The following is a 23,374-nucleotide window of genomic DNA, read 5'->3' on the forward strand; positions in this document are numbered from 1 at the left end:
CAAGACGAAACAGCGGGAGCGAGACAGTAAAAAAAGCCGGTATTTGCGTTGCCAGTACCGGCCTCTTCGCGGGCGTGCCCGCAAAGAGGCCGGTACAGACGTAACGCCTCAGATATCCCAAACCACATTGATACCGAAGTTGCGCCCCGGCATGGTCAGGCGGTCGATGTTGGCTGGCTGGGTCACAGCCGCCTCACCCTGGCCGTCGTAGCTGCGCACCGAATCCCACTGCCAGTATTTCTTGTCGGTAAGGTTGTACAGCCCGGCATTGATGGTGACGTCGTCGGTGACCTTGTAGTAACCGGTCAGGTCCAGCACACCGTAGCCCGGGGTGCGGAACTTCGAGGTAGAACCGTCAGGCGAATAGAAGGTGCTGTCGTCGACACGGGTCTTGCGCTTGACCAGCGTCCAGCTCAGCAAGCCACCGTAGTTCTGTTGCTCGTAGCCCAGGCCGAATACGCCTTTGAGCGGGTTGACACTGTTCAGCGGCTGACCGGTGTCATCGTTACGACCATAGGTGTAGGCAATCGAAGTTTGGGTATAGAGACCCTGCGGTGCGCCGAAGTGGTCGAGGTTCAGGCGGCCCTTGAATTCGGCACCCTTGATCGTGGCGTGCTTGATGTTGTTGGCCTGGAAGGTCTGTTCCAGGTTGGCGCTTTGCACGGCATCTTCGTCGATGAAATCACGGTACTTGTTGTAGAACACTGCCACGTCGAAGTTGCCGGCGTCGAAGTTGCCACGCAGGCCGGTTTCGTAGCTTTTGCTCTTTTCAGGCTCAAGGTTAGGGTTGCCCTCCACGCGGTAGCCTTGGTCCAGGTTCTGGAAGCGGCCATACATGGCTTTGGCGGTCGGCGTGCGGAAGCCCTCTGCATACTGGCCGTACCAGGTGTAATTGTCGTTGAAGGCGTAGGTCAGGCCGAACTTGGGCGAGACGCGGTGCCACTTCTTGTCCGAATCGTCCTGGGCGGTAGGCGCCGTACCGCTGGACTCCAGACCGCGCAGGAATTCCTCCGTGAATTTGGGCTCCATGCGGGTGTAGTCGTAGCGCGCGCCGGGCATGAAGGTCCAGTTGTTCCAGCGGATTTCATCCTGCGCGAACAGGCTGTAGGTATTCACGGTCGGGTCCGGGAAGTCGCTGACCAAGGCCTGCCCGTCACGCGCGCTGTCCTGTCCGATGGCTGTACAGGTACCACCGATGTTCAGGCAAGTGCCGGTGCCGCTACGTGAACCCGTGACTTTCTCCTGTTTGAGTGTGGTGCCGTAGGTAAACAGGTGGTCGGTTTGGCCAATGCTGAAGGCCTTGTCCAATTGGGCGTCGAATACCCACTGGCGATCCTTGTAGGTAGTCTGCCGGTCCCGAAACACTTGGCGTCCCGAGGCGACATACAGCTCATCGGTACGTTGGTCGGTCTTCGCGATCTGGTAGTTGAAACTCCATTTGACGTGATCCGCGACCACGCTATCGAGGTCGAATTCATGATTGAGGCCGAAGCGTTCACGGGTGATCGTGTCGTTGCCTTGGCGCATGCGGTACGAGTTCATGCCACCGAAGCCCGGAATGAACGGCCCACCCACCGCGCTGAGGATGTTCTGGTCACGGTCATCCTTGTAGCGCTCGTAGGTGAACCCCAGGCGTGCGTCGTCGGCGTAGTTCCAGCCCAGCTTGGCCAGCACGTTGGTGGTGCGCGCATCCATCGGGTTGGCTTCGGTGCGCGACAGGCCGTCGCCACTGTGGCTGCCGTGGGTTTCGGTCTCGTGGCCGTTGCGCTGGCTCAGGTGCAGCAGGCCGTCGAAGTCACCCTGGCGGCCGGCGACGGTGGCGGAGGTCAGCCAGCTTTCGTCGGCCGAGCTGTAGCCGGTTTTCAGGCGTGCCCCCACATCTTTACCGGGCTTGATGATGTCGTCCGGGTCGAGGGTGAAGTAGCTCACCGCACCGCCGATGGCGTTGCTGCCATACAACACCGAGGCCGGGCCGCGGAGGATTTCCACACGCTTGACGATTTCCGGGTCGACGTAGTTGCGCTGGGTCTGGGCGTAAGGGCCGTAGAAGAAGCTGTCGGGGATCGACACGCCGTCGACTTGGGTGAGGATCCGCTCGCCGTCGATACCACGGATGTTGTAGCCGTTCAGCCCGCTGCGTTGGCCGGTTCCGGATACCGAAACCCCCGGCTCGTAGCGCACCAGATCCTGGATATTGTTCACGTTCTGCCGGTCCAGTTGCTCACGGGTCTGCACGCTGACAGTGCTCGGCACCTGGCTGACGTCCTGTGCGCTGCGGGTGGCGCTGACGGTCACCTGCTGCAGGGCGATCACGTTGCTTGCGGTTTGGCGCTCCAGTACCACATTGCCGTTGCTGATCTTGCGAAAGCTCAGCCCGGTGCCCCGCAACAGGCGCTTGAGGGCAGCATCTGGCGGCAGCGAACCTTGTACGCCTGGCGAAGCCACGCCGTCGGCCAGCTCGGCGCTGAAGCCGACCTGCCAGCCGGTGACCTGGCTGAAGGCGTTGATCGCCGACACCAGCGGCTGCTGGCCGATGCTGAAGCGGTAGTCGCCCATGCGCGGGCTGCTGGCCTGGGCCGGCTCGGCGGCCAGCGCCGGCAGGCTGCAGGCGCCGCTGGCGAGCAGGGCAAGGGTCAACAGGGACAGTTGTCCTGTACGGCGGGGAAGGTTGGACGAGCGGGTAGGACCAGTGGACATCGGAAGCGCTCCCAGACGCGCGGGCTGTTATAGGTGATGGCTGTTCTCGTTCTCAAACAAGAATCAGTTGCATTGGCTATAACGAGACGGGCGGCCGAGTGCGATCGCGTAAAAATAATTCAGGGGTCAGTTCAGGATGACCAGCGCTGGGTACTCATGCAGTTGTGCCGAGGTGATGTGGGCCAGTGCGCGCAGGGTTTCCAGTGGCTGGTCGAGGCGGTAGTTACCGGTGACGGCAACGTGCTCCAACTGCGCATTGCGGTTGATGATCCAGCCCGGGTAGTAGCGCTGTACTTCGGCCAGCACTTGGCTCAACGGGCAGTTCTCGAACACCAGGCGGCCGTCGATCCAGGCCAGGTCCTTGTGCATGTCGGGGCGCTGGCGCTGGCCAAAGCCTTGGGGGCCGACGCTGATGCTGTCGCCGGCACTCAGGCGGATGCGCTGGTCGCGCTCCCCCTGCAGGTCGACATCGCCGCGTTGCACCCGTACCTGGGCCTCGCCGTCAAGGTAGCGCACGGCAAAGTCGGTGTCGCGCACCTGTGCGCGCAACGGCCCGGCTTCCACTTCCAGCGGCAGCTGCGCGCCCTCGGGGACCTGGAAGTAAGCCTCGCCCTGTAGCAGGCGGGCGACCTGGCGGCCGTCCTGGCGTTCGCTGGCGAATGCCGAATTGGTGTTGAGCAGCACTTTTGCGCCGTCTTCCAGTTGCAGGCGCTGGCGCTCGCCGACCACCGTAAGGTGGTCGGCCTGCAGGCGCATGGGCAGGTTACCGACGGTGAATAGCCCGACCAGCAGCAGCGCTGCGGTGGCCAGGGGTTTCCAGTGACTGCGCAGGCGCCCGCGCCATGACCTGCGTTGCTGCTGGTGCATGTGCGTGGCCACCTTGTGCAACGGCGTACCGTTCCACAGCGCCTCGGCTTCGACATAGGCCTCGGCGTTTTCGGGCGCGGCGCTCAGCCAGGCTTCAAAGGCCTGGGTGTCTGCGGCATCTGCGCATTGCAGGCGCACCAGCCAGTCCAGCGCCTCGTCCATGGCACGAGCACGGGCATCAGGCCTGGCAGGTGACGGGCGAGGGGCAGGGCTGTCGGTCACGGTGAATCCTTGAATGGTTTTTTTGCGAATGATCAAGGCTAAGGCGGGGTGTGGCAAGGGCTTTGCGTTGCCGTTCGCCTGGGGGCAGCTCACTTGAGTCGTTCGGCAACACCCATGCAGATTGCCATGATCAGTTTCAGTTCCTTTTGTACCGTGCTGGGCGAAACACTCAGTTGTTCGGCGATTTCCAGATAGGTGGCGCCATGCAGGCGGCTGAGGATGAAAATGCGTTGTTGGCGTTCGCTCAGTTGATTGAGGCTGACGCTGAGGTGCTTGAGCAACTGCTCGGCGTGGGCGGCATCCTCGCTGCTGGTGGCTGGCGCGGCGACACTGTGCAGCACTTCGTCGGGCACGTCGTCGACCAGCATGCGTGCCTGCACCCGGCGTGCACGCAGGTGGTCCAGCGCCAGGTTGCGCGCGGTCTGAAACACGAACGGCTCGATGTGCTCGATGGGCCGCTCGCCCAGCGCGCGGGACACCCGCAGGTAGGTTTCCTGCAGCAGGTCTTCGGCCGTGCTGGGGTTACCGACCATGCGCTGCAGGGTACGCAGCAGGGTGAGGCGCTGAACGAGGAAGACGGAATTGAACCGGGACTGACTCACGGGGGGACCTGGCCGACGAAAGGTTAATGATAATGCTTATCATCCGTGCGGCAGGTCAAGTGTGGAATTATCAGGAAAAGGTAAAGATTGTAGTCACTGGATGCCGTTTGCTTTTTTTGGGAGCAACTGTCTTGCTCAATTTCTAAAAGCTGGCGCGATCCCTGGGGGAGCGGGCTTGCCCGCGAACACGGGCGAAGCCCGTGCCATCCACCACGGTGTTGGCTTCGCGGGCAAGGCCGCTCCCACACGGGTCGCGTCAGCCAGCCCGGTGCAGCGCCAGGCAGTTGTCCAGCATCCGGTTGCTGAACCCCCACTCGTTGTCATACCAGGCCAGCACCTTGAGCATCCGCCCGTTGGCCCGGGTATGGTTGGCATCGAAGATCGACGACAGCGGGTTGTGGTTGAAATCGCAGGAAACCAATGGCAGAGCGTTGTAGCCCAATACCTTGGAATGCTTGCTGGCCTCGAGGAACAGCTGGTTCACTTGCTCGGCCGTGGCCTCGCGCTTGAGGTTGACGGTGAGGTCCACCAACGACACGTTGATGACGGGCACCCGCACCGCCATGCCGGTCAGCTTGCCGGCCAGCTCCGGCAGCACCAGGCCCACGGCCTCGGCGGCACCGGTCTTGCTCGGGATCATCGACTGGGTGGCTGAACGCGCGCGGTACGGGTCGCTGTGGTAAACGTCAGTCAGCACCTGGTCGTTGGTGTAGGCGTGGATGGTGGTCATCAGGCCTTGCTCGATGCCGAACTCACGGTGCAGCACCTGGGCGATCGGCGCCAGGCAGTTGGTGGTGCAGGAGGCATTGGAAATGATCTGGTGCGAGGCGCGCAGGATGTCGTGGTTGACCCCGTATACCACGGTGGCATCGGCACCCTTGGCCGGCGCCGAGACAATCACCTTGCCCGCCCCGGCGGCCAGGTGCGCAGCGGCTTTGGCGCGGTCGGTGAACAGCCCGGTGCACTCGAACACCACGTCGATCGCCTCGGCCTTCCAGGGCAGTTCGGCCGGATTGCGAATGGCACTGACCGCGATACGGTCACCGTTGACCGTCAGGCTTTCGTGGTCGGCCTCGACGGTCGCGTCGAAGGTGCCGTGGACACTGTCGTACTTGAGCAGGTGGGCATTCATGGTGCTGTCGCCCAGGTCGTTGATGGCGACGACCTGCAGGTCCTGGCGGTAGCCTTGGGTATACAGTGCGCGCAGGACATTGCGCCCGATTCGGCCGAATCCATTGATGGCGATGCGAAGGGTCATGGCAGTACCTCTGGCAGTTCGAGTGAAACCTGTGGCACAAAGGAGCTTCACTGAAACGGTTTTGTTGTTGGAATTACAAGATTATTCACTGGCTGATAGAAAACAAGCCTTTTTAGTGGCAGTATTTTGTTTAAATATACAACGAGTGGTTGGGTGTCGTGCCTCCACCGATGCAGCGGGCTCCTAACCATGAGCCTAGGCCGCAATCGTTTGGAGGGGAAATGCTCGGTAAACCGCCCTTACAATTAGCCTGGAGTCCAGTACATGCATCCGCGCATCCTTGAGGTCACCCAGCGGCTGGTCGAACGCAGCCGCGCCACCCGCGAACGCTACCTGCAACTGATTCGCGGCGCGGCCAGTGAAGGCCCCATGCGTGCCAGCCTGCAGTGCGCCAACTTCGCCCACGGCGTGGCCGGTTGCGGCAGCGAAGACAAGCAGACTCTGCGCCTGATGAACGCGGCCAACGTGGCCATCGTCTCGGCCTACAACGACATGTTGTCTGCCCACCAGCCTTACTTGCACTTCCCCGAGCAGATCAAGCAGGCCCTGCGCGAGGTCGGCTCGGTCGGCCAGTTCGCCGGTGGCGTGCCGGCCATGTGCGATGGGGTGACCCAGGGCGAGCCGGGCATGGAGCTGGCGATCGCCAGCCGTGAAGTGATCGCGATGTCCACGGCGGTAGCGCTGTCGCACAACATGTTCGACGCGGCACTCATGCTGGGCATCTGCGACAAGATCGTCCCCGGCCTGATGATGGGCGCGTTGCGCTTCGGCCACCTGCCGACCATCTTCGTCCCGGGTGGGCCAATGGTTTCCGGCATCTCCAACAAGCAGAAGGCCGATGTGCGCCAGCGCTATGCCGAAGGCAAGGCCAGCCGCGAAGAGCTGTTGGAGTCCGAGATGAATTCCTACCACAGCCCCGGCACCTGCACCTTCTACGGCACCGCCAACACCAACCAGTTGGTGATGGAAGTGATGGGGCTGCACCTGCCGGGCGCCTCGTTCGTCAACCCGTACACGCCGCTGCGTGACGCACTCACCGCCGAGGCTGCGCAGCAGGTGACGCGCATGACCAAGGCCAGCGGCAGCTTCATGCCGCTGGGCGAAATCGTCGACGAGAAGGCGCTGGTCAACTCCATCGTCGCGCTGCACGCTACCGGCGGCTCGACCAACCACACCCTGCACATCCCGGCGATCGCCCAGGCTGCGGGTATCCAGCTGACCTGGCAGGACATGGCCGACCTCTCCGAAGTGGTGCCGACCCTGTCGCACGTCTACCCCAACGGCAAGGCCGACATCAACCACTTCCAGGCTGCCGGCGGCATGGCCTTCCTGATTCGTGAACTGCTCGACGCCGGCCTGCTGCACGAAGATGTCAACACCGTGGCCGGCCATGGCCTGCGCCGCTACACCCAGGAACCCTTCCTCGACAATGGCAAGCTGGTGTGGCGCGAAGGGCCGCAACACAGCCTGGACGAAAGCATCCTGCGCCCGGTGTCGCGACCATTCTCGGCCGAAGGCGGTCTGCGGGTGATGGAAGGCAACCTGGGCCGTGGCGTGATGAAAGTATCTGCCGTCGCCCCCGAGCACCAGGTGGTCGAGGCCCCGGCGCGGGTGTTCCAGGACCAGCAGTCGCTGGCCGATGCGTTCAAGGCCGGTGAGCTGGAGCGTGACTTTGTCGCGGTGGTGCGCTTCCAGGGCCCGCGCTGCAATGGCATGCCGGAACTGCACAAGCTCACCCCGTTCCTCGGTGTATTGCAGGACCGTGGCTACAAGGTTGCGTTGGTCACCGACGGGCGCATGTCCGGTGCCTCGGGCAAGATCCCCGCGGCCATCCACGTTTGCCCGGAGGCTTACGACGGCGGCCCGCTGGCACGGGTGCGCGATGGTGATATCGTGCGGGTCGACGGAGTCGAAGGCACGTTGCGGATCATGGTGTCGGCCGAAGAACTGGCCAGCCGTGAGCTGCCGCCGGCACCCCAGGGCAACGACCTGGGGTGTGGGCGCGAGCTGTTCGGCTTCATGCGCATGGCGTTCAGCCCGGCAGAGCAGGGCGCCAGTGCCTTTACCTCGGCCCTGGAGCACCTCAAATGAAGCACCTGCTGGTTGGTGATATTGGCGGCACCAATGCCCGTTTTGCGTTGTGGCGTGACAACCAGCTGCATGAAGTAAATGTTTTCGCCACCGTGGACTACACCAACCCGGAGCAGGCCATCGAGGCCTACCTGGAAAGCCAAGGTATCGCCCGCGGTGGCCTGGCGGCGGTGTGCCTGGCGGTGGCCGGCCCGGTCGATGGCGATGAATTTCGCTTCACCAACAACCACTGGCGCCTGAGTCGCACGGCATTTTGCAAGACCTTGCAGGTCGAGCGGCTGTTGCTGATCAATGATTTCACCGCAATGGCACTGGGCATGACGCGTCTGCGCGAAGGCGAGTTCCGCGAGGTGTGCCCCGGCCAGGCCGACCCCTCGAGGCCGGCACTGGTGATCGGGCCAGGTACTGGCCTGGGTGTGGGCTCGCTGCTGCGCCTGGGCGAACAGCTCTGGAAGGCCCTGCCGGGTGAAGGCGGGCATGTTGACCTGCCGGTAGGCAATGCTCGCGAAGCGGCAATCCACCAGCAGATCCACAGTCAGATCGGTCATGTCAGCGCCGAGGCCGTGCTCAGTGGGGGTGGCCTGGTGCGGCTGTACCAGGCGATCTGTGCGCTGGACGGCGACACGCCCAGGCACAAGACCCCGGCGCATATCACCGATGCCGCGCTGGGCGGGGAGCCACGGGCGCTGGCGGTGGTCGAGCAGTTCTGTCGTTTCCTTGGGCGAGTGGCGGGTAATAATGTGCTGACGCTGGGCGCGCGAGGCGGGGTCTATATTGTGGGCGGTGTGATTCCGCGCTTTGCCGAGCTGTTCCTGCGTAGCGGGTTTGCCGCGAGTTTTGCCGACAAGGGGTGTATGAGTGGCTATTTCACCGGGGTGCCGGTGTGGCTGGTGACGGCGGAGTTTTCCGGGTTGGAGGGAGCAGGGGTAGCGTTGCAGCAGGCGTTGGATCACTGAGGGGGGCGCTTTGCGGCCCCGATGGCAATACCCGACAGCAGGCAAAAAGACCTGTAATCAACAAGAGGAAGGACCACCTTGAGCACTGCCGGCAAATCGATCCTGATGGTCGACGACGACCAGGAAATCCGTGAACTGCTGCAAACCTACCTGAGTCGATCCGGCTTCCAGGTGCATGCCGAGGCTGACGGCAAGGGCTTTCGCCACGCGCTGGAAACCACGCCCTGCGACCTGGTCATTCTTGACGTCATGTTGCCCGACGAAGACGGCTTCAGCTTGTGCCGCTGGGTACGCCAGCACCCTCGCCAGGCGCGCGTACCTATCATCATGCTCACCGCCAGTTCGGACGAGGCCGACCGGGTCATCGGCCTGGAGCTGGGCGCTGACGACTATCTGGGCAAGCCGTTCAGCCCCCGCGAACTGCAAGCGCGAATCAAGGCTTTGTTGCGTCGCACCGAGTTCGGCCAGACGGCGCCGGGCAACGCCGTGCTGGCCTTCGACGACTGGCGCCTGGACACGGTCAGCCACCGCCTGTTCCACCGTGATGGAGAGGAGGTGATCCTCTCCGGCGCCGACTTTGCCCTGCTCAAACTGTTCCTCGATCACCCGCAGCAAATCCTCGACCGCGACACCATCGGCAACGCCACCCGTGGTCGCGAACCGATGCCGTTGGACCGTATCGTCGACATGGCGGTCAGCCGTCTGCGCCAGCGCCTGCGCGATACCGACAAGCCTCCCCGGCTGATCCGCACGGTGCGCGGCAGTGGCTACTTGTTGGCGGCACATGTCTGCTGTGCGCCCTGAGCGGCGCTGGCGCCTGCTGCCGCGCTCCTTGCTGGGGCGGATGCTGCTGCTGACCTTGCTGGTTGTCCTGCTGGCCCAGGGGTTGTCCAGCATTATCTGGGTATCTCAGCTGCGCGCCAGCCAGCTTCAGGGGCTGCGTGCCAGCGCCAGCAGCCTGGCGCATTCCATGAGTGCCAGCGTCAGTTACTTCCGCTCGCTGCCGGTGGCCTACCGGCCGCTGGTGCTCGACCAATTGCGCAGCATGGGCGGCACGCGTTTCTTCGTGTCGCTCAACGCCACGCCGCTGGACATGCAGGCACTGCCCGTCACCCCTCGCAAGCAGGCGGTGATCGATGTGTTTCAGCAGGTGCTGCACGAGCGCTTGGGTTCGCAGATGGAAATTTCCGTGGAGTTTGTCGGGCCTGACGACCTGCGCATCTTCAACAGCGGCCTCAAACTCGACGAGCTGCCGCGCTCATGGGCCCATTATTCGCTGACCTTGGAGCCGCTGAAACCCCCGGTACTGGTCACGCAGATCCGCTTGGGCGAGGGCGAATGGTTGTACATCGCCTCGCTGTTGCCCGAACCGTACACGGGGCTGGAAGCCGAACGCCTGCCGCGCCAGCAGATCGGCTTCATCGTGCTGACCACGGCCTTGCTGTTGCTGTTCATCGGCTTGCTGGTGCACTGGCAAAGCTGGCCACTGAAGCGCCTGGCGCGGGCCGCCCGAGAGATGTCGCTGGGTGCCGATGTGGCGCCAGTGGCTGAAGCAGGCGGCAGTGAAGTGGTCGAGGTGAGCCGGGCATTCAACAGCATGCGCGAGCGTATCAGCCGTTACCTGACCGAACGCAGCCAGCTGTTCAGCGCCATTTCCCACGACCTGCGCACGCCGATCACCCGCCTGCGCCTGCGCGTCGAACTGCTGGAGGACGAGCGCCTGCAGGCCAAGTTCAGCCAGGACCTGGACGAGCTGGAGTTGCTGGTCAAAGGCGCCTTGCAGTGCGTAAAGGACACCGACATCCACGAAAACATCGAGCCGGTCGACCTTAACCAGGTGCTGGAGATTCTGGCCGAGCCTTACCTGGGCGATGGTCGCATCACCGTCGAGGGCCAGGCGCTGGCGCCATACCCGGGCAAGCCGCTGGCGTTGCGTCGCTGCATCGGCAACCTGATCGACAACGCCATCAAGTACGGCGAACGGGCGCGGCTGCGCATCATCGACGGGGCAGAGGGTTTTGTGCTGCAGGTGGATGACCAGGGGCCCGGGGTGCCGCAGCAGCAGCTGGAACAGGTGTTCGAGCCGCATTTCCGGCTGGCCGGGCAGCAGCAGGGGTATGGGCTGGGGTTGGGCATTGCGCGCAACATCGCCCATAGCCATGGGGGCGAGGTGAGCTTGCTGAACCTGCGGGAGGGCGGGCTGCGGGTGACCCTGTATCTGCCGCGGGGTATGGATTGAGTTTTTGGGGTGCCTGTGCGGGCTTCTTCGCGGGTGAACCCGCTCCTACAACGACCGAGTCAGGTTTGCGTCGTAGGAGCGGGTTCACCCGCGAAGAGGCCCGCACAGGCACCCAAAATGTCACTGCCCGGTGACAATCCCGTCGTCCTTCGTGACATCCGCCTTGACCCCGCTGGCTAGAATTCGCAAACGACTGGCAAGGATCAAGCTGGCCCATGACCCCCCTCAACCTGTATGTGAACAGTTGGCTCAATGCCCCGGCCCACACCGCCTGGCGCCTGGCTGAAGCACAGCGCCTGCTGGCCTTTGCCAAGGCCGCGAAACTACCCGACGGTTTCGGTAACCTGGATGCCAATGGGCAACTCGCCCCCGGTGCCCGTGCCGAAACCATCAACACCGCCCGCATGACCCATTGCTTTGCCCTGGCCCACCTGCAGGGCATCCCCGGTAGCCTGGCCTATGCCGAGCACGGTGTGGCAGCACTGCGCGGTGCCATGCAGGATGCCACCCACGGCGGTTGGTTCGCCCATCCTGGCGGCCACGACGATAGCGGCAAGGCGGCGTACCTGCATGCCTTCGTCGCGCTGGCCGCCAGCTCGGCGGTGGTGGCCGGCGCTGTCGACGCCAATACGCTATTGGCAGACGCAATCCAGGTGATCGAAGCGCATTTCTGGAGTGAAGACGAAGGTGCTCTGCGGGAAACCTTCTCCCGCGCCTGGCAGCTCCCCGAGCAGTACCGGGGCGCCAACAGCAACATGCACGCGACCGAGGCCTTCCTGGCGTTGGCAGACGTCACCGGCAACGGCCTGTGGCTGCAACGTGCCTTGCGTATCGCCGAACGCATCATCCATACCCATGCCACCGCCAACGGCTATCGGGTGATCGAGCATTTCGATGTCCATTGGCAGCCGCTGCCGGATTACAACCTCGAACACCCCGCCGACCCCTTCCGGCCTTATGGCACTACACCCGGGCATGCCCTGGAGTGGGCGCGGTTGCTGTTGCACCTGGAAGCAAGCCTTGAACGGGCCGGCCTGTACGCCCCGCAATGGCTGCCGGACAGTGCCCGCGCATTGTTCGACACAGCCTGCCAACAGGCCTGGAACGTCGATGGCGAACCGGGCTTCGTCTATACGCTGGACTGGGCTGATCGCCCGGTGGTGCATGCACGATTGCACTGGGTGCACGCTGAGGCTTGCGCGGCTGCGGCAGCCCTGTTGCAACGCACCGGCGAGGCGCATTACGAACAGTGGTACCGCTGCTGCTGGGGCTTTATCGCCAACCATTTCATCGACCCCATTGGCGGCAGCTGGCACCACGAACTCGATGCGCACAACCAGCCGGCCGGGTCCCTCTGGCCGGGCAAGCCCGACCTCTATCACGCCTACCAGGCGCTGCTGCTGCCAGGTTTGTCCCTGGCACCCAGCCTGGCCAGCAACCTGGCCGGCAATGTAACCAAACGATGACATTCACGCATCGCTTCGTTACCTGACGAGGCGGGCACGCTGTTTAGACTTCATGCTACGCAAGCGATCGACTTGCACGGCATAACAACAAGAAAGGTGCTCCGATGAATTCCACGCTTCGTCTCGCTGCCGCAATTTCCTTTGCCTCGTTAATCCCCTTGGGTGCCCAGGCTGCTGACGCCAAAGGCAGTGTCGAAGTGGTGCACTGGTGGACCTCCGGTGGTGAAAAAGCGGCGGTCGATGTGCTCAAGGCCCAGGTCGAAAAAGACGGCTTCATCTGGAAGGACGGCGCCGTCGCCGGCGGCGGTGGTGCAACGGCCATGACCGTGCTCAAAAGCCGCGCAGTGGCCGGCAACCCGCCGGGCGTCGCGCAGATCAAAGGCCCGGACATCCAGGACTGGGCGGCCACCGGCCTGCTCGACGCCGATGTGCTCAAGGATGTGGCCAAGGAAGGAAAGTGGGACTCGCTGCTCGACAAGAAAGTGGCCGACACCGTGAAGTACGACGGTGACTACGTTGCCGTACCGGTGAATATCCACCGCATCAACTGGCTGTGGATCAACCCCGAGGTGTTCAAAAAAGCCGGCATCGACAAGGCGCCCACCACCCTCGACGAATTCTACGCCGCCGCCGACAAGCTCAAGGCTGCCGGTTTCATCCCGCTCGCCCATGGTGGGCAACCCTGGCAGGACAGCACCGTGTTCGAAAGCGTGGTGCTGTCGGTGATGGGCGTCGATGGCTACAAGAAGGCCTTGGTCGACCTCGACAGCGCAACGCTGACCGGGCCGCAGATGGTCAAGGCGCTGACCGAGTTGAAGAAAGTCGCCACCTACATGGACCCGGACGGCAAGGGCCAGGACTGGAACCTGGAAGCCGCCAAGGTCATTAACGGCAAGGCCGGCATGCAGATCATGGGCGACTGGGCCAAGAGCGAATGGACCCTGGCGAAGAAAACTGCTGGCAAGGATTACCAGTGCGTGCCGTTCCCCGGTACTGACAAGTCCTTCCTGTACAACATCGACTCGTTGGTGGTGTTCAAGCAGAACAACGCTGGCACCTCTGCTGGTCAGCAGGACATCGCCCGCAAGGTGTTGGGTGAGGACTTCCAGAAGGTCTTCAGCATCAACAAGGGTTCGATCCCGGTACGCAACGACATGCTTGCCGACATGGGCAAGTATGGTTTCGATGCCTGTGCTCAAACCTCCGCCAAGGACTTCCTGGCTGACGCCAAAACGGGCGGCCTGCAACCGAGCATGGCGCACAACATGGCCACCACGCTGGCCGTGCAGGGCGCGTTCTTCGATGTGGTGACCAACTACATCAACGACCCCAAGGCCGACCCGGCCGATGCGGCGAAGAAGCTGGCGGCGGCTATCAAGGCTGCCCAGTAACGGCTGTTCGCGGGCACGCCCGCTCCCAGATGGGCCCTGCTCACCACTGTTCCTGGTCATGACGCCGGACCTGTGGGAGCGGGCTTGCCCGCGAAGCGGTGCGTAGCACCGCCACTACCTCGGGATCCAATACATGACAACGACCACCGCCCAACTGCGGGCCTCACCCCTGGACGCGCTTCAGCGCTGGCTGCCCAAGCTGGTGCTGGCACCCAGCATGTTCATCGTCCTGGTGGGCTTCTACGGCTACATCCTCTGGACCTTCGTGCTGTCCTTCACCACCTCGACCTTTCTGCCCACCTACAAGTGGGCGGGCCTTGCGCAATACGCCCGTCTGTTCGACAACGACCGCTGGTGGGTGGCGAGCAAGAACCTGCTTCTGTTCGGCGGCCTGTTCATCGCCATCAGCCTGGCCATCGGTGTGTTGCTGGCGGTGCTGCTGGACCAGCGCATCCGTCGCGAGGGCTTCATTCGCACCATTTACCTGTACCCCATGGCACTGTCGATGATCGTCACCGGCACGGCCTGGAAGTGGCTGCTCAACCCGGGCATGGGCCTGGACAAGCTGCTGCGCGACTGGGGCTGGGAGGGCTTTCGCCTGGACTGGCTGATCGATCCCGACCGGGTGGTGTATTGCCTGGTGATCGCGGCCGTGTGGCAGGCTTCGGGCTTCATCATGGCCATGTTCCTTGCCGGCTTGCGTGGCGTCGACCCGTCGATCATCCGCGCTGCGCAGATGGATGGCGCCAGCCTGCCGCGCATCTACTGGACCGTGGTGCTGCCCAGCCTGCGCCCGGTGTTCTTCAGCGCGCTGATGATCCTCTCGCACATTGCCATCAAGAGCTTCGACCTGGTGGCGGCAATGACGGCCGGCGGCCCGGGTTACTCCTCCGACTTGCCGGCCATGTTCATGTACTCGTTCACCTTCAGCCGCGGCCAGATGGGCATGGGCTCGGCCAGCGCCATCCTGATGCTCGGGGCAATCCTGGCGATCCTCGTGCCTTACCTGTACTCGGAGCTGCGGAGCAAACGCCATGCATAGTCCTGTCGACAAGCCAGTGCTCAGCCTCAGCCGCATGGCCATCCATGCCGTGTTGCTGATCGCCGTGCTGCTGTATCTGGTGCCGCTGGTGGTGATGCTGCTGACCAGCTTCAAGACCCCCGAAGACATCACCACCGGCAACCTGCTGAGCTGGCCTGCAGTGATTACCGGCATAGGCTGGGTCAAGGCCTGGGGAGCGGTCAGCGGTTACTTCTGGAACTCGATCATGATCACCGTGCCCGCGGTGCTGATCTCCACCGCGATTGGTGCACTGAACGGCTATGTGCTGTCGATGTGGCGCTTCCGAGGTTCGCAACTGTTCTTCGGCCTGCTGCTGTTCGGCTGTTTCCTGCCGTTCCAGACCGTGCTGCTGCCGGCCTCGTTCACCCTCGGCAAGCTTGGCCTGGCCAGTACCACTGGTGGCCTGGTGCTGGTGCATGTGGTCTACGGCCTGGCCTTCACCACGCTGTTCTTCCGCAACTTCTACGTGAGCATCCCCGACGCGCTGGTCAAGGCCGCGCGGTTGGACGGTGCCGGGTTCTTCACCATCTTCCGCCGCATCATCCTGCCGATGTCCACGCCGATCATCATGGTCTGCCTGATCTGGCAGTTCACCCAGATCTGGAACGACTTCCTGTTCGGCGTGGTGTTCTCCAGCGGCGATTCGCAACCGATCACCGTAGCCCTGAACAATCTGGTCAATACCAGCACCGGGGCCAAGGAATACAACGTCGACATGGCGGCAGCGATGATCGCTGGCCTGCCAACCCTGCTGGTCTACGTGGTGGCAGGCAAATATTTCGTGCGCGGGCTGACGGCCGGCGCGGTCAAGGGGTAAGCCATGGCAACGCTCGAACTTCGCAATGTGAACAAGACCTACGGCAGCGGCCTGCCGGATACCCTCAAGGACATCCAGCTGTCGATCAAGGACGGCGAGTTCCTGATCCTGGTGGGCCCGTCGGGCTGCGGCAAGTCGACCCTGATGAACTGTATCGCCGGCCTGGAGCAGATCACCGGCGGCGCCATCCTCATCGACGAACAGGACGTCAGTGGCATGAGCCCGAAGGACCGCGATATCGCCATGGTGTTCCAGTCCTATGCGCTGTACCCCACCATGAGCGTGCGTGAAAACATCGAGTTCGGCCTGAAGATTCGCAAGCTGCCCCAGGCCGCCATCGACGAGGAAGTGGCGCGGGTGGCCAAGTTGCTGCAGATCGAACACCTGCTGGCGCGCAAGCCGGCGCAGCTGTCCGGTGGCCAACAGCAGCGCGTGGCCATGGGCCGGGCATTGGCGCGGCGACCCAAGATCTACCTGTTCGATGAACCCCTGTCCAACCTCGATGCCAAGCTGCGGGTCGAAATGCGCACCGAAATGAAGTTGATGCACCAGCGCCTGAAGACCACCACGGTGTACGTCACCCATGACCAGATCGAGGCCATGACCCTGGGCGACAAGGTGGCGGTGATGAAGGACGGCATCATCCAGCAGTTCGGCACCCCGCAGCAGATCTACAACGACCCGGCCAACCAGTTCGTGGCCAGCTTCATCGGTTCGCCGCCAATGAACTTCATTCCGGTGCGTCTGGCCAGGCAGGATGGCCGCTTGCTGGCGCTGCTCGACAGCGGCCAGGCGCGCTGCGAACTGCCCTTGGGGGAGGCTGCTGACGCGCTTGAGGGGCGCGAGATCATCCTCGGCATCCGCCCTGAGCAGATCGCCCTGGGCGCTGCTGACGGCAATGGTTTGCCGGCTATCCGCGCCGAGGTGCAGGTGACAGAGCCCACCGGGCCGGACCTGCTGGTGTTCGTCACGCTCAACCAGACCAAGGTGTGCTGCCGCCTGGCGCCAGATGTGGCGTGCCGGGTGGGTGACACCCTCAACCTGCAATTCGACCCGGCCCGGGTGCTGCTGTTCGACGCCGCCAATGGCGAGCGCCTGCACCTGGCCAGTACTGGCGCAACCGCAAAGGACAACGTGGCTCACTTCAAAGGCCGTTGACTCGTCTACACCATCAATAAGAAAAAGAGGACGCAAAGGGATGGAACAGCGCAAACGCATCAAGACACTGGGATCGTTGGCCTTGCTTGCACTTGTAGGCAGCAGCGGTACACAGGCTGCCGAGGCTTTTTCCAGCGAATCCAAATGGATGACCGGCGACTGGGGCGGCACCCGGACCGAGCTGCTGGACAAGGGCTATGACTTCACCCTCGATTATGTGGGTGAGGTGGCTGGCAACCTGCATGGCGGCTACAACGACGACAAGACGGCACGCTACAGCGACCAGTTCGCCCTCGGCGCGCATCTGGACTTGCAGAAGATACTGGGCTGGCATGATGCCGAGTTCAAGCTGGCAATCACCGAGCGAAGCGGTCGCAACCTGTCCAACGACCGCATCAGCGACCCGCGCGCCGGGCAGTTCAGCTCGGTGCAGGAGGTGTGGGGCCGTGGCCAGACCTGGCGCCTGACCCAGATGTGGATCAAGCAGAAGTACTTCGACGGCGCGCTGGACGTGAAATTTGGCCGTTTTGGCGAGGGCGAGGACTTCAACAGCTTCCCTTGCGACTTCCAGAACCTGGCCTTCTGCGGCTCGCAGGTGGGCAACTGGGTGGGCGGCATCTGGTACAACTGGCCGGTCAGCCAGTGGGCGCTGCGGGTGAAGTACAACATCACGCCGGAGTTCTTCGTACAGGTCGGGGCCTTCGAGCAGAACCCTTCCAACCTGGAAACCGGCAACGGCTTCAAGCTCAGCGGCAGTGGTACCAAGGGGGCGATCTTGCCGGTGGAAGCGGTGTGGTCGCCCAAGGTCAATGGCCTGCCGGGCGAGTACCGCCTGGGTTACTACTACAGCACGGCCAAGGCTGACGATGTGTACGACGACGTCAACGGCAACCCGCAGGCGCTGACAGGTGAAGCCTTCAAGTCGCACTCCAGCAAGCACGGATGGTGGGTGGTGGCGCAGCAGCAGGTCACTGCCCATGGCGGCGACGTCAACCGGGGCCTCAGCCTGTTCGCCAACTTCACCGTGCACGACAAGGCCACCAACGTGGTCGACAACTACCAGCAGGTGGGGCTGGTCTACAAAGGCGCTTTCGACGCCCGGCCCAAGGATGACATCGGCTTCGGCGTGGCGCGTATTCATGTGAATGACGACGTGAAGAAGCGCGCCGAACTGCTCAACGCACAGAGCGGCATCAACGATTACGACAACCCTGGTTTCGTGCCGCTGCAGCGTACCGAATACAACGCAGAGCTCTACTACGGCTTCCACGTTACCAACTGGCTGACCGTGAGGCCCAACCTGCAGTACATCAAGAGCCCTGGCGGGGTGGACGAGGTGGATAACGCGCTGGTCGCTGGCTTGAAGATTCAGTCGTCATTCTGAGGCAACTTGTTGTAAATTTACGCCAATCCATTTTCGGTTCCCGGCACCCACTGGTCTGCAGTGGGTGTTGGGGATAGGCCGAGACAGCGCTATCTCAAACAACAAGAGCTCTGAACCATGCCCGAACATCCGCTCCATCGCTTCTTCTCCTCGCAGCGGCCCCGGCCGACATTCGAGTGGGAGCGTTATCAGCAGCGCGATGTCCTGATCATCGACCACCCCCGTTGCCAGGCGGTGTTCAGCCGCCAGGGCGCGCAGTTGCTGCACTTTCAACCAGCGGGTGAACGGCCGTGGCTGTGGTGCGCCGAACAGTGGCCGCAGGTGGGGGCGATCCGCGGTGGTGTGCCGGTGTGCTGGCCCTGGTATGGCCGTCATCCCAGCGAAGACCTGTGGCCGGCCCACGGTTGGGCGCGGTTGCTGGACTGGAAGCTGGTGGACAGCCGTGAGGACGAGGAGGGCGTGACCCTGAAATGGCGGCTGGACCTGTGCGACTGGCAGGTCGACCTGCATGCCCGGCTGGGTAGCCGCATGGAGCTGAGCCTGAGCACCGAACATCAGGACAGCGAACCCTGCCAGTTGAGCCATGCGCTGCTGGCGTACTGGCGCATCAGTGACGTGTCCGAGATAGCGCTGTCTGGTCTGGAAGACATCGAGGGCTACGACCGCCTCAACCGTCAGGCTTGCCGTGAAGATGGCGCGCTGAAGCTCAAGGGCGGCTGCCAGAAGGTCTACCCCGGTACGCCACGGGTGCAATTGCAGGGCCCGGCCTGGCAGCGCGAGCTGTGCATCGATACCGGTGACAGCGACGACACCGTGGTCTGGCACCCTGGCAATCGCCCGCTGATGGGGGTGACCGGCCGCGAGTCGCAGCGTTTTGTCTGCGTCGAGGCGACCAGTGGCAGTGGCGAAGGCCTGAGCCTGGCACCTGGGCAGCGTGCGCACCTGCGTTTGCAGGCGCACCGGCTCAGTTGAGGTCGTCGTCCTCGATCGGGTAACGGCTGGCGTTGAGGCTTTCCTTGATCTTGCGCAGGTGAGGCTGGAAGTCCACGCCGCGGCGCAGGGTCATGCCGGTGGCCAGTACATCGAGCACGGTCAGCTGGATGATCCGCGAGGTCATTGGCATGTAGATGTCGGTATCTTCCGGCAGCGGAATGTGCAGGCTCAGGCTGCAGGCATTGGCCAGTGGCGAGCCTGCGGCGGTGAGGCCCAGCACCGAAGCGCCGTTTTCACGTGCCAGGCGCGCCACTTCGACCAGTTCGCGGGTGCGCCCGGTGTAGGAAATGATCACGAACAGATCGCCGGTGTGGGCGACCGAGGCCAGCATGCGCTGCATCAGCACATCGGCGTGGGCCGACACGGCCAGGTTGAAGCGGAAGAACTTGTGCTGCGCATCCAGGGCCACCGGGGCTGAGGCGCCGAGGCCGAAGAAGTGGATCTGCCGGGCCTGGATCATCATGTCCACGGCGCGGCTGACCTGCTGCGGGTCCAGTTGCTGGCAGGCGCTGTCAAGCGAGGCGATGGCGCTGGCGAAGATCTTCTGGGTGTAGGCGGCCGGGTCATCGTCGGCCTCTACCGCGCGGCTGACATAGGCGGCACCACTGGCCAGGCTCTGCGCCAGTTGCAGCTTGAGTTCGGGGTAGCCGCTGACGCCGAACGAGCGGCAGAAGCGGTTGACGGTCGGTTCGCTGACCTTGGCCGCCTGGGCCAGCGCAGCGATGCTGAAACGGGTGGCTTGTTGCGGGTTGAGCAGGATGACTTCGGCGACTTTGCGTTCGGCCTTGTTCAGCTCGTCGAGGCGGCCCTGGATCTGTTCCAGGAGGTTTCGCACGCGGTCCATGGGTGTGTCCTTGGGTCGGGAAGACAGCCGGCTGTGTGAGCAGCAGGCTTTTTGCACGGTCGTCTATCGTACTGTCGGTGCGGTTGACGTACCACTTGTCTGTAACACTTGTGTGTAATGTTGTGGTTTTTACTACATTATCCCTTGAAAACCGTGTGTGAAAGCGGTATTCCTAGACCAACTTTAGGAAAGAACCAACATCATGGCCGCAATCAGTGTCGAACCTTGCACCTTTGCCCTGTTTGGCGCCCTCGGCGACCTGGCATTGCGCAAGCTGTTTCCTGCGCTCTACCAGCTCGACCGGGCCAACCTGTTGCACCCGGACACCCGCCTGCTGGCCCTCGCCCGTGAGGTCGGCAGTGCGCAGGAGCACCTGGACAGCATCGAAGCCCACCTGCGCCGGCACGTGCCCGAGGCAGATATCGAGCCTGCTGCGCTGGGGCGCTTCCTTGCCCGCCTGAATTACCAGCACCTGGACTTCCTTCAGCCCGAGGGCTATCAGGCCCTGGCCGAGCAGCTGCCGGGCGAGCTGCCGCTGATCGCCTACTTCGCCACGGCGGCGGCGGTGTATGGGGCCATCTGCGAAAACCTCGACAAGGTCGGGCTGGCTGCGCGCACCCGGGTAGTGCTCGAGAAACCTATTGGCCACGACCTGGAGTCGTCGCGCCGGGTCAACGACGCCGTGGCGCGGTTCTTCCCTGAAAGCCGGGTTTACCGCATTGACCATTACCTGGGCAAAGAGACGGTGCAGAACCTGATTGCCCTGCGCTTCGCCAATAGCCTGTTCGAAACCCAGTGGAACCAGAATTCCATCTCCCATGTGGAGATTACCGTCGCGGAAAAGGTCGGTATCGAGGGCCGTTGGGGTTATTTCGACAAGGCCGGCCAACTGCGCGACATGATCCAGAATCACCTGCTGCAGTTGCTGTGCCTGATCGCCATGGACCCGCCCAGCGAACTGTCCGCCGATGCCATCCGCGACGAGAAGGTGAAAGTGCTCAAAGCCCTGGCACCGATCACTGGCGACGGCCTGAGCACCAGCGTGGTGCGCGGCCAGTACATTGCCGGCTACAGCGAAGGCAAGCCGGTGCCGGGTTACCTGGAAGAAGACAACGCCAACGCCCAGAGCGACACCGAAACCTTCGTCGCCCTGCGCGCCGACATCCGTAACTGGCGCTGGTCGGGCGTGCCGTTCTACCTGCGAACCGGCAAGCGCATGCCGCAAAAACTGTCGCAGATCGTCATTCACTTCAAGGAAACGCCGCACTACATCTTCGCCCCGGAACAGCGTTTGCAGATCGGTAACAAGCTGATCATCCGCCTGCAACCGGACGAAGGCATTTCTTTACGGGTGATGACCAAGGAGCAGGGCCTGGACAAGGGCATGCAACTGCGCAGTGGCCCATTGCAGCTGAATTTTTCCGATGCCTGGCGCAGTGCACGAATTCCGGATGCCTACGAGCGGCTGTTGCTCGAAGTGATGCGCGGCAACCAGAACCTGTTCGTGCGCAAGGACGAAATCGAGTATGCCTGGAAGTGGTGCGACCAGTTGATCGCCGGCTGGCGTAATGCGGGCGATGCGCCCAAGCCATACGCGGCGGGCTCCTGGGGGCCGATGAGCTCGATTGCACTGATCACACGCGATGGGAGGGCGTGGTATGGGGATATCTGAATTGAAACTGCCAGCGGCCGTGAAGGCTCATGAACTGGCGGATGCCAAGGCACTGTCCGTGTCCTTGGCTCATGATGTGGCTGAGCGCCTGCGCGCCGCGATTGCCGCCAAGGGGCAGGCCTGTGTGGTGTTGTCTGGCGGCCGCAGCCCGGTGCCGTTCCTGGAGAAACTGGCCAGCGAGCACCTGGACTGGGCCAAGGTCACTGTCAGCCTGGCTGATGAGCGCTGGGTGCCGGTGGAGCACGCCGACAGCAATGCCGGCCTGCTGGCCCGTCACCTGTTGAAGGGCGAAGCGGCCAAGGCCCGTTTCGTTGGCCTGTACCAGCAGGCGGAGAACCTTGATGCAGCTGCGCTCAAAGCTGACCAGGCCTTGGCCGAGCTACCGCCGATCGACGTGCTGGTGCTGGGCATGGGCGACGATGGCCATACCGCCTCGCTGTTCCCCGCCAGTCCCAACCTGGAAGCAGGCCTGGACCTGGCGGGCCCACGCCGCTGCCTGCCGATGCTGGCGCCGAGCGTGCCGCACCAGCGCCTGTCGATGACCCGTTCGCTGCTGGCCAGCGCGGCCTTCATCGCGCTGTCTGTGCAAGGCCAGGGCAAACTCGCTACCCTGCGCGCCGCGCTGGCGGGCAACGACCTTACTGAAATGCCGATTCGCGCTTTTCTTCACGACCCCCTGGACATCTACTGGTGCCCATGAGCCAAGGATCCACAGTCATGACCACCCTTGAACGCCCACAGCCCAAGCTCTCGATGGCTGATAAAGCCGCGCGGATCGACGCCATTTGCAAAAAGGCGCGCATCCTGCCGGTAATCACCATTGCTCGTGAGGAAGACATCCTGCCGCTGGCTGACGCCCTGGCCGCTGGCGGTATCCGTACCCTGGAAGTGACCCTGCGCTCACAGCATGGCCTCAAGGCCATTCAGGTGCTGCGTGAGCAGCGCCCGGAGCTGTGTGTCGGCGCCGGTACCGTGCTCGACCGCAGCATGTTCGCGGCGGTTGAAGCTGCGGGCGCGCAGTTCGTCGTTACCCCTGGTATTACCCAGGACATTCTCGAGGCTGGCGTGGACAGTGAAATTCCGCTGTTGCCGGGCATCAGCACGCCGTCCGAAATCATGATGGGCTATGCCCTGGGCTACCGCCGGTTCAAGTTGTTCCCGGCGGAAATCAGCGGCGGCGTAGCAGCGATCAAGGCCTTTGGTGGCCCGTTCGGCGATATTCGTTTTTGTCCTACCGGTGGTGTAAACCCGGCCAACGTGCGCAACTACATGGCACTGCCAAACGTGATGTGCGTGGGGGGAACCTGGATGCTCGACAGCAGCTGGATCAAGAACGGTGACTGGGCGCGGATCGAAGCGTGCAGTGCCGAGGCGATGGCACTGCTGGACGCCAACTGAAAACAGTTGTGTGCTTTACGGCTTGTGGGGCGCTTGGTCGGCGCCCCTTTTTTTTGCCTGGGGTATTTGCAGTGGTTGTGCTGGCCCTTTCGCGGGTAGACCCGCTCCTACGCACCGATCTGCGGTGGGCACACACCGGGTGTTGGACACAGGCCGTAGTAGGAGCGGGTTTACCCGCGAAAGGGCCAGTCCAGGCCAATCGAGTAGGAGGCGGATTCACACCCGCCGTCCTCTCACACCACCGTGCGTACGGTTC

At 63.1% G+C, this 23,374-nt stretch carries 19 protein-coding genes; 14 read left to right on the forward strand and 5 right to left on the reverse strand.

The features are described from left to right. Nucleotides 1-108 precede the first annotated feature (108 nt). The 4 genes from LU682_RS05340 to gap form a co-directional block, all read right to left on the reverse strand. The gene (locus LU682_RS05340; RefSeq protein ID WP_049588480.1) at nt 109-2,697 is read right to left on the reverse strand and encodes a TonB-dependent receptor; all 2,589 of its coding nucleotides are present in this window, start codon (nt 2,695-2,697) and stop codon (nt 109-111) included. Between the two features lie 126 nt (nt 2,698-2,823). Next, on the reverse strand, nt 2,824-3,786 hold the full coding sequence (locus LU682_RS05345) for a FecR family protein (protein WP_041166852.1): 963 nt from the start codon (nt 3,784-3,786) through the stop codon (nt 2,824-2,826). 89 nt (nt 3,787-3,875) lie between these two features. Next, a complete protein-coding gene (locus tag LU682_RS05350) occupies nt 3,876-4,388 on the reverse strand; it encodes an RNA polymerase sigma factor (protein WP_003255059.1) in 513 nt (170 codons plus the stop codon). Between the two features lie 256 nt (nt 4,389-4,644). Continuing rightward, nucleotides 4,645-5,646: a type I glyceraldehyde-3-phosphate dehydrogenase gene (gap, locus tag LU682_RS05355; RefSeq protein ID WP_010952192.1), complete on the reverse strand. Its 1,002-nt coding sequence runs from the start codon at nt 5,644-5,646 to the stop codon at nt 4,645-4,647. Between the two features lie 264 nt (nt 5,647-5,910). On the opposite strand from gap, the gene edd reads away from it, so the two are divergent. From edd to LU682_RS05410, 11 genes are all read left to right on the forward strand, one after another. Continuing rightward, nucleotides 5,911-7,737 (forward strand): phosphogluconate dehydratase, encoded by a 1,827-nt coding sequence (gene edd / locus LU682_RS05360; protein ID WP_003255057.1) that lies wholly within the window; start codon nt 5,911-5,913, stop codon nt 7,735-7,737. Next, nucleotides 7,734-8,693 carry a glucokinase gene (locus LU682_RS05365; RefSeq protein ID WP_010952193.1) on the forward strand — a complete coding sequence of 320 codons (960 nt, stop codon included), beginning with the start codon at nt 7,734-7,736 and terminating at the stop codon, nt 8,691-8,693. Before edd ends, LU682_RS05365 begins: the two co-directional genes overlap by 4 nt. Nucleotides 8,694-8,771: 78 nt before the next feature. Then, nucleotides 8,772-9,497, forward strand: a complete 726-nt coding sequence (gene gltR / locus LU682_RS05370) for a two-component system response regulator GltR (protein ID WP_010952194.1) — start codon at nt 8,772-8,774, stop codon at nt 9,495-9,497. Next, complete coding sequence (locus LU682_RS05375) at nt 9,478-10,932, forward strand: ATP-binding protein (protein WP_010952195.1); 1,455 nt, start codon at nt 9,478-9,480, stop codon at nt 10,930-10,932. The genes gltR and LU682_RS05375 overlap by 20 nt, the downstream gene beginning before the upstream one ends. A gap of 215 nt (nt 10,933-11,147) precedes the next feature. Continuing rightward, the gene (locus LU682_RS05380) at nt 11,148-12,398 is read left to right on the forward strand and encodes a D-mannose isomerase (protein ID WP_010952196.1); all 1,251 of its coding nucleotides are present in this window, start codon (nt 11,148-11,150) and stop codon (nt 12,396-12,398) included. 104 nt (nt 12,399-12,502) lie between these two features. Beyond that, nucleotides 12,503-13,789 carry an ABC transporter substrate-binding protein gene (locus LU682_RS05385; RefSeq protein ID WP_010952197.1) on the forward strand — a complete coding sequence of 429 codons (1,287 nt, stop codon included), beginning with the start codon at nt 12,503-12,505 and terminating at the stop codon, nt 13,787-13,789. 133 nt (nt 13,790-13,922) lie between these two features. Then, entirely contained in the window at nt 13,923-14,831 is a 909-nt protein-coding gene (locus tag LU682_RS05390; protein ID WP_003255050.1) for a carbohydrate ABC transporter permease, read from the forward strand. Continuing rightward, nucleotides 14,824-15,669, forward strand: coding sequence for a carbohydrate ABC transporter permease (locus tag LU682_RS05395; RefSeq protein ID WP_010952198.1), 846 nt, complete (start codon nt 14,824-14,826; stop codon nt 15,667-15,669). Before LU682_RS05390 ends, LU682_RS05395 begins: the two co-directional genes overlap by 8 nt. Before the next feature lie 3 nt (nt 15,670-15,672). Then, nucleotides 15,673-16,827, forward strand: coding sequence for an ABC transporter ATP-binding protein (locus LU682_RS05400; protein ID WP_003255047.1), 1,155 nt, complete (start codon nt 15,673-15,675; stop codon nt 16,825-16,827). Nucleotides 16,828-16,867: 40 nt separating this feature from the next. Beyond that, complete coding sequence (locus LU682_RS05405) at nt 16,868-18,211, forward strand: carbohydrate porin (RefSeq protein ID WP_010952199.1); 1,344 nt, start codon at nt 16,868-16,870, stop codon at nt 18,209-18,211. Nucleotides 18,212-18,328: 117 nt separating this feature from the next. Then, nucleotides 18,329-19,183 (forward strand): D-hexose-6-phosphate mutarotase, encoded by an 855-nt coding sequence (locus LU682_RS05410; RefSeq protein ID WP_232885710.1) that lies wholly within the window; start codon nt 18,329-18,331, stop codon nt 19,181-19,183. On the opposite strand, the gene hexR is transcribed toward LU682_RS05410, so the two are convergent. Beyond that, entirely contained in the window at nt 19,176-20,039 is an 864-nt protein-coding gene (gene hexR, locus LU682_RS05415) for a DNA-binding transcriptional regulator HexR (protein WP_061405576.1), read from the reverse strand. The two genes, LU682_RS05410 and hexR, sit on opposite strands and share 8 nt — an antisense overlap. A gap of 211 nt (nt 20,040-20,250) precedes the next feature. Between hexR and zwf the strand changes: the two genes are divergently transcribed. The 3 genes from zwf to LU682_RS05430 are packed head-to-tail and all read left to right on the forward strand — an operon-like array spanning nt 20,251 to nt 23,118. Then, nucleotides 20,251-21,720: a glucose-6-phosphate dehydrogenase gene (gene zwf / locus LU682_RS05420; RefSeq protein ID WP_010952201.1), complete on the forward strand. Its 1,470-nt coding sequence runs from the start codon at nt 20,251-20,253 to the stop codon at nt 21,718-21,720. After that, nucleotides 21,707-22,420 carry a 6-phosphogluconolactonase gene (gene pgl, locus LU682_RS05425; protein ID WP_049588484.1) on the forward strand — a complete coding sequence of 238 codons (714 nt, stop codon included), beginning with the start codon at nt 21,707-21,709 and terminating at the stop codon, nt 22,418-22,420. The genes zwf and pgl overlap by 14 nt, the downstream gene beginning before the upstream one ends. 17 nt (nt 22,421-22,437) lie before the next feature. Beyond that, on the forward strand, nt 22,438-23,118 hold the full coding sequence (locus LU682_RS05430) for a bifunctional 4-hydroxy-2-oxoglutarate aldolase/2-dehydro-3-deoxy-phosphogluconate aldolase (protein ID WP_003255037.1): 681 nt from the start codon (nt 22,438-22,440) through the stop codon (nt 23,116-23,118). Nucleotides 23,119-23,374 lie beyond the last annotated feature (256 nt).

Origin of the sequence: Pseudomonas alloputida, assembly GCF_021283545.2 — a bacterium.
Taxonomy (GTDB): Bacteria; Pseudomonadota; Gammaproteobacteria; order Pseudomonadales; family Pseudomonadaceae; genus Aquipseudomonas; species Aquipseudomonas alloputida.

Coding starts and splice junctions, on each gene's coding strand:
- LU682_RS05410 (WP_232885710.1), top strand. CDS start 18,329: ATGCCCGAACATCCGCTCCATCGCTTCTTCTCCTCGCAGCGGCCCCGG.
- LU682_RS05405 (WP_010952199.1), top strand. CDS start 16,868: ATGGAACAGCGCAAACGCATCAAGACACTGGGATCGTTGGCCTTGCTT.
- gap (WP_010952192.1), bottom strand. CDS start 5,646: ATGACCCTTCGCATCGCCATCAATGGATTCGGCCGAATCGGGCGCAAT.
- pgl (WP_049588484.1), top strand. CDS start 21,707: ATGGGGATATCTGAATTGAAACTGCCAGCGGCCGTGAAGGCTCATGAA.
- LU682_RS05395 (WP_010952198.1), top strand. CDS start 14,824: ATGCATAGTCCTGTCGACAAGCCAGTGCTCAGCCTCAGCCGCATGGCC.
- LU682_RS05365 (WP_010952193.1), top strand. CDS start 7,734: ATGAAGCACCTGCTGGTTGGTGATATTGGCGGCACCAATGCCCGTTTT.
- LU682_RS05375 (WP_010952195.1), top strand. CDS start 9,478: ATGTCTGCTGTGCGCCCTGAGCGGCGCTGGCGCCTGCTGCCGCGCTCC.
- LU682_RS05430 (WP_003255037.1), top strand. CDS start 22,438: ATGACCACCCTTGAACGCCCACAGCCCAAGCTCTCGATGGCTGATAAA.
- LU682_RS05340 (WP_049588480.1), bottom strand. CDS start 2,697: ATGTCCACTGGTCCTACCCGCTCGTCCAACCTTCCCCGCCGTACAGGA.
- LU682_RS05385 (WP_010952197.1), top strand. CDS start 12,503: ATGAATTCCACGCTTCGTCTCGCTGCCGCAATTTCCTTTGCCTCGTTA.
- zwf (WP_010952201.1), top strand. CDS start 20,251: ATGGCCGCAATCAGTGTCGAACCTTGCACCTTTGCCCTGTTTGGCGCC.
- LU682_RS05380 (WP_010952196.1), top strand. CDS start 11,148: ATGACCCCCCTCAACCTGTATGTGAACAGTTGGCTCAATGCCCCGGCC.
- LU682_RS05400 (WP_003255047.1), top strand. CDS start 15,673: ATGGCAACGCTCGAACTTCGCAATGTGAACAAGACCTACGGCAGCGGC.
- edd (WP_003255057.1), top strand. CDS start 5,911: ATGCATCCGCGCATCCTTGAGGTCACCCAGCGGCTGGTCGAACGCAGC.
- LU682_RS05390 (WP_003255050.1), top strand. CDS start 13,923: ATGACAACGACCACCGCCCAACTGCGGGCCTCACCCCTGGACGCGCTT.